The sequence below is a fragment of the Vibrio sp. Hep-1b-8 genome, assembly GCF_006124995.1.
GTDB lineage: Bacteria > Pseudomonadota > Gammaproteobacteria > Enterobacterales > Vibrionaceae > Vibrio.
Window position 1 is genome coordinate 58,888 of record NZ_QEWN01000143.1, and the last position, 11,099, is coordinate 69,986.

Genomic DNA, 11,099 nt, shown 5'->3' on the forward strand with positions numbered 1-11,099 from the left:
TTGCACACAAAAGAGCCGACAGTTGTCGGCTCTTTTTCTAGGTTAGAACATCGACCCCGCAGTAGAGTTTCGACCTGATATATAATCTTGACTAAAGAAGGGATCGAGCTGATCGCAAACACCCTGATAAGGTCTTCCTCGCACGCCCAACATATAAGCATTCTGCCCGCAGTAATTAAGACGCCCTTGTTGATAACCTTTGGTGTAGGCGTCATAAAGTGCCTGATTAAAAAAGCTGCCGCTATCTAGCTTGGCAAGTTGCCTCTCAGATTGCTGTATATAACCCTTCGCTCTTAGTTGAATTCAAACTGATACAGTACATCCACTGCACTATCTACACCGGAAATTGCTTCTAAGTAGAGATCCTGCATTAATCGATATCGCACAGTAAACTCACCCACTGAATCAAAAATACCGACGCCATATTTCACCTGTAGCCCAGGTAAAATATAGCCGCTCACCGTTACCTGCGAGTCATCGCCAGAGCCTGCTGTATCAAGTTGGAGATCTTGTACACCAAACGCTTGTCCGATCTCACCAACAACACGACCACTCTTGGCCAAGCTCAATCCAATCAAAGTGGTGGTCATGGCATTCCCCCCGGCCTCACCATCAATATCCTGCCCCCTGAGCAAATAGGATAGTGCATTTGCCTGTGGCATCGCAGGATCAGAGAAGATGGTCACTGTCGGCTCGCTGGCTGGTCCTGTCACCTTAACACCTGCCGTCACATCATCTTGCGTGTTGTCCGGATTTCGAATAGCAGAAATCTGCACATACGGTTGATCAACAGGACCATTCATTAAGATCTTACCTTCATTGATAATCAGATCCTGACCAAATGAACGGTACGAACCATTAGTGATGTTAACTTCACCCGTTACAAATGGTCCTTTGTCTTTTTGTGCAACATTGAGCTTACCAACCAAACCACCTTCAAGACCAAATGCAGACAACTTAAAATCATCGCCAATCTTAATATTGATATTGGTTTCTAGTGCAAATGGGACTTTACTTTCCGATTCAATCGGCTCTAGATCATCGTTCAGTAAAACCTGATCTTTGGACACTCCGACCGCACTTGGCGGCAACTCTTCAACCACAATTCGTCCCCAAGGTAATGCGATGTCTCCATCTACTCGGACGACCTTTGGCGAAGCAGAAATGGTCATATCCGGTTGCACTTTGATCTTCACCATTGGCGGAACGTTAACCAATAACTCCTCTGCAAAGACTCGAATGTTGGAGTTCCAATCTTTCAGATCATTCCAATCCGCGTCACCGGAAACCTCTAAGTCCCCATCAGGGGTATGGATGGTCGCGGCCAATGAAGCGTCATAACCCGCAAAATTAATAGCTACACGTCCTGAATCAACTTCGACCGGTGAGATCTCCCCTTGAAGCAAGATATCATCGACAACAAACTGACCATTCACCTTGGGATGTAACGCTGAACCGCTAATCTGTAGATCCGTACTTAGATTGGATTCTAACTTACTGTACTCACCAATTATCGGCGCCAAGAAATCTAGGTTAAATGTGCTCAATTTAAAACGGCCATCTAACTGCTTATCTTTCTCTAAAACGTTAGGAATCGTAACGTTACCTGAGATATCACCATTGTTGCTAATGTCCAACATCCAGTCTGCTTCGAGCTTATTGTCGACTAAGTTAGCATTGAGGTTAACACTCTCCCAACCGATCTTAACTGGCTGTTCGAGTTGTTGCGTTACCTGTCCCTGAGTTAAATCGACGGAAGCTTTGAGCTGCGGAGCACTATCCGGAGCCCATTTAGCCCACACATTTGCATTGGCGGCACCTTTGATGAGCGTTTCTTTGGGCAGAAAAGCCTTTATCTGTTCGAAGTTGAAGCTTGTAAGGCTCAACGCTGCTTCGCCGCTTTGACCGACCTTAATATCCTTATCGAGACACAAGCTAGAATCCGCCTGAAGCCAACAATGAGCAGCGACTGCAACTTGCTGCGTCGCCATCTCAAAGCCCAGTTTGGTGGCTTGGTTTAGACGCCATTCACCCTGTTGTGAAGAGATATTCATCCGCTCTAGGGTGCCGTTCCATACAAAATCAGGCTTATCCACCAGAACACCATTGAGCGCAAAACTGGTTGAGGCAATATTCGAAATAACATCAAGCTGCAACTGATGCTGCTGTTGTGTGCCCAAAAAATTCATGCTGACATTATCAACTCGGTAGTCTTGATATTTAGCTTGAGTGACTTTCAACGCTAATTGACCACTCAGAGTGGGAAGTGGCGTTACACTGCCTTTGAGCTCAATCTTTGCTACTTGAGCTTGCTTTTGCCAATCAACAGCCGAAACGTTTAACGCAAGGCCAACTTTCGGCTCTTTCAACACACCACGCAATGAGACATTTCCCACAGCTTTACCCTGCAAATCGGGAACGGTTTTGATCAAATCAGGAAAGTTTATCGCCAAATCAAGACGCCATTCCTTATCCAATTCACCTTTTGCTTTAATACTATTCGGACCATGTGACAATACGAGCCCGGTAGTACGCAAACTTAACTCTCCGTTGCCCTTGCTATCTTTAGCGCTCAGCACTCCTTCGATATTGAGAGGGTAATCGCGCAAGATACCGTCAATGTCGAGCTTAGGTACTTCAATCGTCCAGCCACCTTGTTCAGTAAGAGCACCTGTTGTTGAAATAACACCACTTATATCACCTTCCGCTTCAGGCCATTGCAGCCCAGGTTGTATATGAGTGAGAGATAAGTTAGCGGCCCAGTTCACAGGAGCGCTCCAATCAGCCATTATGTCGCCAGACACGGAGCCTCCGAGTGTATCGACATCGATTTTACTCAGATTAACATGAGACAAATCTCCCTCACCTTGCAATGACACCCCAACATCAGGAACATCTTTACCTTTTACATCGGTGATAAGAGAGAGTTGGTATCCATCTAATGAACCTTTAGCCTTTAACTCGTCGAGAGAAACAAAGTAATCACCTTTCCCAGTCAGCGGCCATTGTGCTTTAGCTTTTAGCAATGAGATATCAAAAGGAACATTCGGTTCTAACGGCTGTAATTGAGCAGATAACTGAGCTTGAGCCAAACCCGTTAAGTTCGCTGCTAATCCTAAATCCGCGACACTACCTGACACTTTTAAATCTATCTTTTGTCCCGCAGCAATTTCTTCTTTAATGGTTGCATCTAGTGCAAGCGACAACGGATAGTCACCGCTCAATTTAATGTCTGTTTTTAATTGCGCCTCAACTTGAGGCATGTCGAGTTCTAAAGTATCGATAACGACCTGTGAACCTTTCGCTTTGGCGGCAAGGCCAAGGTGGTTGACAATGATCGGCGTCTCTTGATCAAGCTTGAAGTTTTCAACATCGAGACGTACGAGTTCAACCTGAAGCGGCAATTTCACTTCTGGTAGAGTGATCGCTTGTGCCTCTTCCGTCGTCGGAGATGCTGGCGACTCTTGGGGATTCTTACTTTCTTCATCTGAGCTTGGGGCAAGCTTGACTAATGGGTCGAGAAACTTGGTCTTGTTAATGCGTAAGCGATTACCCTGAAAAGAAGCGCTCGACGTAAATAAACGCCAAGAGATCTGGTTTCCAAGCACATCGAGATTAATATCTTCAAGCTTAAGCCAACTCACTTTTATTGGAACTGGTGACGTAATGTTTGTTGTTGCCGTTTCTGGCGCAGTTTCTGTCTCGGGAGTTGAAGGAGGCAACTGCGGCATAGAAAAATTCAGACCTTTAATGGCTAACTCATCGATACACACTCTCGGTTCAGTGAGACACGTTGGCGTTACGGCCAAAGTAAGCGAGGTAATCTTTGTGTCTACTTGCAAGTCGTCATCTTTGAATACGACGCCATGTAACGTAAAGCGAGGGAATAGCGCTCCCTGAGTCGAAGAAACCGTTAGCTGAGGAACAAATTTCTCAGCCCCCCATAGAGCAAGATTCAATCCGGTATTGGTAAAAAGCAATCCACCCAATGCCAGTAAAATCACTACCATTAATGCGGCAAAGATCAGTGATATCCATTTTGACCACTTAATTACAACATGGGTCATAGTTCAGGTCCTAAGGTAAAGTGGATCTGGAATTCATCGCCTTTTGCCGCGTCTAAGCCCCAGGCAAAATCGAATCTAATTGGTCCGACGGGGGAAGCCCAACGAATACCAACCCCTGTTCCTCGTTTTAGATCCGGTGTGTCATTAAATGCGTCACCTACATCATAGAAGACGGCCCCCCACCAGTTACCATAAACTCGGTATTGATACTCCAGTGAGCTGGTCGCTAAATACTTAGCACCTGTCAAAGCGCCACTGGCATCTGTTGGCGAGATAGATTCGTAGCCATAACCACGTAAATTGTTGTCACCACCAGCGAAGAAACGTAGAGATGGCGATAGTTTCTCAAACTCTTCAGCAAAGTTAGCACCACCATCAATACGGAAAATGCCTCGGTGGTTTTCACCTACACCGCGAATCCACGTCATCGCGCCCAGCAAACGCGTCACTCGCGTCTCTGACAACATACTAGGGTCACCATACTCAACGGTTAAGCTCTGTCGGTCACCCCACATTGGCATAGCCCCGCCTCGAATTCGACTACGTGAAAAGGAGATACCAGGTAAAAGGAACTGCGCATTGTCATCTTGTAAGCCCTGTTCATAGTTCTCCAGTAGATATCTTATGTAGAGCGTTCTATGCCAGCCATTATCCAACACCCAGTGCCTCTCCAAAGCAAGATTGGATTCCAGACTTTTGGTGTCACGGCTATCAAGGTTTTTCATACCATATTGAATTCGGTAGTACTCTTTCAATACGTCGTCTAACGGAATGCGATAACCGGCGGTGATCGTCTGCTCAGGCGCAGAGAGAGAAAAACTACTGTCAAAGCTATGACCTCGGCTGTTTACCCAGGGTTTCTTCCATTTTAATGATCCACGGACACCCACATCCGTCGAATAGCCAAGACCCGTTTCAAGCTGGTTTCTCGCCTGAGGCGCGAGAGAGACTTTCATTGGCAGTTCTCTTGCCTCGCCCAATTGAGTCAAGTCTGGTTCCACAAATACTGACGAAAACCAGTCGGTATTGGACAGGTTTTGATTGTACTCGCCCACCTTAGCCACCAAGTAAGGTTCTCCCTGCTTGTATGGTGAAATTGACTCAACGCGATCATCTTCGATTTGGCTTCCAGTAATGCTATTCGCGCCAAAATGGTAGCGAATACCACTATTAAACTCGAGTCGGATAAACGCCTGATTTAGGCTAGGGGCAACTTCGAGACGGCTCTGCGTAAACTCGCCTTCGAAATACCCTCTCTGCAAGGCAAGGTTACGAATCGAACTTTTGAGTGAGTCATAATGATTGTGTTGCAGAGCACTCCCCTGCTGCAAACCACTTTTCTCAATCAAGGCTTGGAACTCAGGATCATTCTCTGCTTCACCTGTTATCTGGATATCCAACTGCGCTATGGTCGTTACTGGGCCAGGATCAATATTAACGGTCACCAGTTTTTGATCATCAGAGACTTTAAAATCGTAACTAGGATAGTAGTAACCCAGTGCATTTAGTGATTCAGTGAAGTTACGCTCTAAACGTGCTTTAAACCTAAGGCTGACTTCATAGTCTTGTTCAGGAATCGAAGATAGATAAGCTTCTACATTGTCCAATAGTACACCATCGACACCATTGATCTTGAGATCAACTTCATTTGCCCACACTGGAAACGTGAGTGAAGCTAGGGTGATTAGGACTGGTAAAGGTTTGATGATCATGCTTAATTATCTATCTCCATAACGTTAGGCAATAATAACGCCTGAAAAAAAATAAGTCTGTATAAAAACAGTCAACTAGGCGGTCTATCTCATAATACACAGCAAGGAAACTCACGATGCTCAACAAACAAACTATGATTACCGCGCAAGAAGCGCTGCCAGGCAGAAACACACCACTCACCATTGACGATAGTCATTTCGTCAATCAATCCAGTTTGACCGCTGAACCTCCACAAGGTTGCGAACAAGTTCTATTTGGTATGGGCTGTTTTTGGGGAGCTGAACGACTTTTTTGGCAACTCGATGGCGTAGTCAGCACATCGGTCGGCTATTCTGGTGGTTTCACACCGAATCCAACTTATCAAGAAGTATGTAGTGGTCAGACAGGACATACTGAAGTCGTTCGTGTTGTCTTTGATACTCAAGTGATCTCTTTTGAACAACTGTTGCATGCTTTTTGGGAAAAACACAATCCTACTCAAGGTATGCGTCAAGGTAATGACCTCGGCACTCAATACCGATCTGCTATTTATGTATATAGTGACGAACAGTATCAAACCGCCAGTGCTTCCAAACAGGCTTACCAAGCTCTACTGGGTGACGATGTGCAATCGATCACCACTGAGATTCTACCCGCGGGTAAGTACTATTACGCAGAGAACTACCACCAGCAATATCTGGCTAAAAATCCCGACGGCTACTGTGGTTTGGGTGGTACTGGAGTCTGTTTTCCTCCCCAGTAAGAACAAAACCCATTTGGGCCAGCTCCTATCACTTAACGTGTTCGCAACGCACTGGATAGCAAACCATACTGTTGCGAACGACCTCTCTGTCACAGTGGGGGATTTTCTGATTTTTCATCATTTGTGATGGTTCACAGTCTCCTCGGTGCATTTCTTGCTTCCGGGCAACTTTTTGCTCGATCTGGGCAAGATCTTGCTCGATTCGAGCAAAAAGTTGCCCAGCTCGTATATTAACAAATGCTTAAATTGTTGAAATATATACATTTTCATTTTGGCACGCTTTTTGATTAAGAGTGAGTGTTATTACACAACCTCTAAGGATTTTACTATGCCAACTCCATGTTATATTTCTATCGACGGTGAAACTCAGGGTCTGATCACGGCGGGCGCCTGTACGGCTGACTCTATCGGTGACTCTTATGTAGAAGGTCACGAAGACGAGATGCTGGTTCAGAAGTTTGACCACGTTATTTCGGTTCCGACCGATCCACAATCTGGTCAACCTTCTGGTCAACGCGTCCATAAACCTTTCAAGTTTACCGTCACTCTCAACAAAGCCGTACCACTGCTGTACAACGCGCTTTCTTCTGGTGAGAAGATGAAGAACGTAGAGCTTAAATGGTACCGCACCTCTATCGAAGGCAAACAAGAGAACTTCTTCACCACTAAGCTAGAAAACGCGTCTATCGTCGATATCCAGTGTGAGATGCCACACTGTCAAGATCCGTCGATGTCCGACTTCACGCAAAATCTAACGGTCTCAATGTCGTACCGTAAGATCACTTGGGATCACGTCAACGCAGGTACGTCTGGTTCAGACGATTGGCGTAAACCTATCGAAGCTTAATCACTTTGATTTTCGGTGGCTCCCCATGGGGCCACCTGAAAACCTTAACCTCAAACCATCCTTTTCACGGTGATGTGTGGTGAAGGTTTTTTGTGTTTAGGGTTAACGATAGGAGAGACGTATGGCGACATTGGCGTACACCATAGATATAGAAGGACTCGGCGATGATGCCTTGGTTGTGACTCAGTTCGATGGGCAAGAGTCCTTGTCTGCCAGCGTGTTTCATCATCGACCTTGTTACGGTTTTTGTTATCAAATCACCTTAGCCAGCCGTCGGCATGACTTAACCGCAGACCAAGTAGTGGATCGACAGGTCGAGCTGCGCATATACCGCAACCAAGTGTTGGTGCAGCGCGTACATGGGATAGCGCGCGCGTTCACGCAGGGCGACATTGGTCATCACCATACTCGCTATGCCTTGACGCTGGTACCTGCGCTGGAACGTCTCTCGCTGCGCCACAACAGCCGGATTTTCCAACATAAGACCACGCCTGACATCATCGAGACGCTATTGCAGGAGATGGGCATTCATGACTATGCCTTTTCACTGCAACGCGAGCCTACTCAACGTGAGTTTTGTGTCCAATACCGTGAAAGTGACCTCGACTTTCTCCACCGCCTCGCCGCGGAAGAAGGCATGGTCTACAGCTTTATTCATGAAGCCGGAAAACACACCTTGCTGTTCAGTGATGCCACTGTGCTGCTGCCCTCCTTACCTCAGCCTATTCCGTACAACGGGTTAGCGGGTGGTGTCAGCGATGTGCCGTATATCCAAGATTTTTCTTATCAATCCGAGGCCCACGTTAGTGAGGTAGAACTCAAAGACTACAGCTTTAAAAACCCAGCTTATTCCTTTAGCCAATTGGCTCACGGCACGGAGATGGATTATCAACAACCCACTTACGTGCACTTTGATGCGCCAGGTCGCTATAAAGGTGATCCAAATGGCATCGCCTTCACCCGCACTCGCTTGAGTTATCTGCGCCGTGACGCCCAGTTAGCCAAAGGCAAAAGCAACGAATTGTTGCTCCGCTCAGGGTATAAATTTACCTTGAGTGACCACCTCAACACATCCTTCAATCGCGCTTGGCTGCTGGTTCAAGTCAATCACCAAGGCGAACAGGCTCAAGCACTCGAGGAAGAGGGCACTCAAGGCAAGACGACCTACGCCAACCAATGGCAAGCCATCCCCGCTCATCTCAATTGGCAAGCGCAGCCCGAGACCAAACCTAGAGTCGATGGCCCCATGATCGCGACGGTCGTCGGCCCAGAGGGAGAAGAAATCTTCTGTGACGAACATGGTCGCGTAAAAGTCCATTTCCACTGGGATCGCGAAGAGAGAAACCCTGAACATCGTTCATGTTGGGTGCGAGTCTCTCAAGGTTGGGCGGGCAGCCAATATGGCATGGTCGCTTTACCTCGTATTGGGCACGAAGTGATTGTCTCATTTCTCAATGGTGACCCCGATCAGCCCATCATCACGGGGCGCACCTATCATGCGGTCAATAAACCGCCTTATGTTCTGCCCAAGAACAAAACCAAAACCGTCTTGCGCAGTGAGACCCACCAAGGGCAAGGCTTTAACGAACTGAGTTTTGAAGACCAAGCAGACCAAGAGCAAGTCTATCTTCATGCGCAGAAGGATTTTGACTCGATAGTGCTGAATGACATGACCACTCATGTCAAGCACGACCAACATATCACGATCGATAACGACCATTTCACTCAGATTAAAAACCACCACAACCTCACCGTGGAGGGTGAAAGCCGTACTTTGGTCAAACAAGACGCCACCTCGATTGTGGAAGGGAGTCTGCATCAAAAAATCGCTCAGTTGCATGCATTTGAAATTGGCAATGAACTCCACATCAAAGCCGGTATGAAGGTCGTTATCGAAGCGGGCTCTGAAATGACTTTGAAAGCCGGTGGCAGCTTTATAAAACTAGACGCGTCTGGTGTTAGCTTGGTTGGGGCGAAAGTCAATTTAAATTCGGGTGGAAGCCCAGGTAGTGGCAGCGGTTTTTCTGGGCAGATTGCTTTGCTGCCCAACTCCCTGACACAGGATATAACTCCCCCGGTTCAACAAGCAATGGCTGCGGATGGGTTGCTCCCAGCCATGAACCAAGTCGACTACAACAAGATGGTCGAAAATGGCTCGTTGTTAAAAGAACTTTGCCAATGTAATAGAGGTGGCCAATGTCAAATCCACAAATAATGCCTCAGTGGCGCGTTGAAATGGGGTCTGCGCCAATTTTCGTAGACGAATGGGATGTCTATATGATTATCGAGCCTGAACTTTGGCCAAATTGGCAAGTTCAGCTTTATCAAACCGTTCCAGAGCCCTTCTTTTGCCCCCTTTTCGAGCAGACACAATTTGCCAACATTGAACGTGGCCCCTTGTTAGTTGCTCTAGATGGGCGAGAGCTGTTTCCTATTGTAATCGAGAAAATGCAAAGCACGCCTTGCGCAAGCCTTCTATATGTTAAAAAAGGCACACCTCAAACGTCACTGGTCAAACTCCTCAGAGAGCGTCTAGTCGTTTCGACCGGGCAATCGGACGCTTTGCTCCGTTACTATGAGCCACGAACCTTATTACCATTACTCGGGAGCATGACGGACGATGAACGCAGTCTGTTTTTCCAATCCATAGAGCAAATTCACTGGTACCACGGTCAATGGTATTGGGGGGCTATCGAACAGCCTCTCCACCCACCTAAGCAATATCAGTGGACGATAACTCCAGAACACCTCTCTACGATGCAGTCGATTCTTGAAGCGAGTCGGGGAGCACTATGACAATGACTACCTATACTATTCAACCGGGGGATACCTTACTCCAAATTGCTATTGATCAAGGCGTCGAATATGTCGACCTCTTGACGCTGAATCCGCAATGTCAGACTGACCCAAATTACATTCGGGCGGGAGATACCTTAACACTACCTAAGGAAGTGATCATTGAGGTGCCTGAACCCGATTATTCGCCTGAGCCACCCAGTACAGCGCTAGAGCCAAAATGTACTGGAGAAATTCTTAGTGCTCCTGTATGTCAGGGCATCGATGTCCATGACGTGCTGTTTTTTACCGGGGATTCACCAACAGACTATTACTGTTTGGCGCAAGAGGATCAAGCAAAGCTCAAACAAGAAATTCAGATCACCGACGAGCTGATTCAAGCCTATAAAACGCTGCTAGAAAACGCACCCAGTGGCGACAACATTGACCCCGCTGAGATGCAGCAGCATGCGCTAAAGAAAAAGGCGTGGCTTGAGCGGTGCGTCTATGCAGGGGCCATCAAGGTAGACGCACCCAAAGCCACCGCAGCAGGCACCGCGACTCAGTCTGCGGAACAACCAAAAACACAAAACTACATCGCAAGCAAAATCGCTGAACTTGAGAAACGCCGCGCGTTAGTGAACACTTATGTCCCGTACTTCTCCGAGCCATCCACCATCACGGTGCGCGATAACGTTCTCGCCGCTCTCGAGAAAGAGCTCGCCTACTGGCAGGATTTAGCGAATAGACCCGTTGTACCAGAGTCTTCCAACAAACAAAGTGTTGATCTTAACAAGATGAACCACAAAACGCTTGAACGCACACCCGCGAAAAGGCATGTGCTAGAAGCCTGGCTCGTGAGCGAAAATCGACTTGTGTACCTGCGAGCGGATTTTGTCGAGCGTGCCAAAAACAACTGGAAACAAAATACCGTTAATGCCGAAGTCACTCGAGC

At 47.1% G+C, this 11,099-nt stretch carries 8 protein-coding genes; 5 read left to right on the forward strand and 3 right to left on the reverse strand.

Features of this window, described 5'->3' with window-relative positions:
• Window positions 1-42: 42 nt before the first annotated feature.
• From DA100_RS20625 to DA100_RS20635, 3 genes are read right to left on the reverse strand one after another with little or no spacing between them, the layout of a single operon-like run.
• The gene (locus DA100_RS20625) at window positions 43-303 is read right to left on the reverse strand and encodes a DUF2799 domain-containing protein (protein ID WP_138973862.1); all 261 of its coding nucleotides are present in this window, start codon (window positions 301-303) and stop codon (window positions 43-45) included.
• Entirely contained in the window at window positions 294-4,067 is a 3,774-nt protein-coding gene (locus DA100_RS20630) for a translocation/assembly module TamB domain-containing protein (RefSeq protein WP_138973856.1), read from the reverse strand. The genes DA100_RS20625 and DA100_RS20630 overlap by 10 nt, the downstream gene beginning before the upstream one ends.
• Entirely contained in the window at window positions 4,064-5,779 is a 1,716-nt protein-coding gene (locus DA100_RS20635) for an autotransporter assembly complex family protein (RefSeq protein WP_138973857.1), read from the reverse strand. Before DA100_RS20635 ends, DA100_RS20630 begins: the two co-directional genes overlap by 4 nt.
• Window positions 5,780-5,895: 116 nt before the next feature.
• Between DA100_RS20635 and msrA the strand changes: the two genes are divergently transcribed.
• The 5 genes from msrA to DA100_RS20660 form a co-directional block, all read left to right on the forward strand.
• On the forward strand, window positions 5,896-6,522 hold the full coding sequence (msrA, locus tag DA100_RS20640; protein WP_138973858.1) for a peptide-methionine (S)-S-oxide reductase MsrA: 627 nt from the start codon (window positions 5,896-5,898) through the stop codon (window positions 6,520-6,522).
• A gap of 328 nt (window positions 6,523-6,850) precedes the next feature.
• Window positions 6,851-7,369 (forward strand): Hcp family type VI secretion system effector, encoded by a 519-nt coding sequence (locus DA100_RS20645; RefSeq protein ID WP_138972011.1) that lies wholly within the window; start codon window positions 6,851-6,853, stop codon window positions 7,367-7,369.
• A gap of 121 nt (window positions 7,370-7,490) precedes the next feature.
• A complete protein-coding gene (tssI, locus tag DA100_RS20650; protein ID WP_138973859.1) occupies window positions 7,491-9,584 on the forward strand; it encodes a type VI secretion system tip protein TssI/VgrG in 2,094 nt (697 codons plus the stop codon).
• Window positions 9,566-10,165, forward strand: coding sequence for a DUF4123 domain-containing protein (locus tag DA100_RS20655; protein ID WP_138973860.1), 600 nt, complete (start codon window positions 9,566-9,568; stop codon window positions 10,163-10,165). The genes tssI and DA100_RS20655 overlap by 19 nt, the downstream gene beginning before the upstream one ends.
• A 2-nt stretch (window positions 10,166-10,167) precedes the next feature.
• Window positions 10,168-11,099: LysM domain-containing protein (locus tag DA100_RS20660; protein WP_171052271.1), on the forward strand; the 932-nt coding region annotated here is incomplete at its 3' end.

Coding starts and splice junctions, on each gene's coding strand:
- DA100_RS20630 (WP_138973856.1), bottom strand. CDS start 4,067: ATGACCCATGTTGTAATTAAGTGGTCAAAATGGATATCACTGATCTTT.
- DA100_RS20655 (WP_138973860.1), top strand. CDS start 9,566: ATGTCAAATCCACAAATAATGCCTCAGTGGCGCGTTGAAATGGGGTCT.
- msrA (WP_138973858.1), top strand. CDS start 5,896: ATGCTCAACAAACAAACTATGATTACCGCGCAAGAAGCGCTGCCAGGC.
- tssI (WP_138973859.1), top strand. CDS start 7,491: ATGGCGACATTGGCGTACACCATAGATATAGAAGGACTCGGCGATGAT.
- DA100_RS20635 (WP_138973857.1), bottom strand. CDS start 5,779: ATGATCATCAAACCTTTACCAGTCCTAATCACCCTAGCTTCACTCACG.
- DA100_RS20645 (WP_138972011.1), top strand. CDS start 6,851: ATGCCAACTCCATGTTATATTTCTATCGACGGTGAAACTCAGGGTCTG.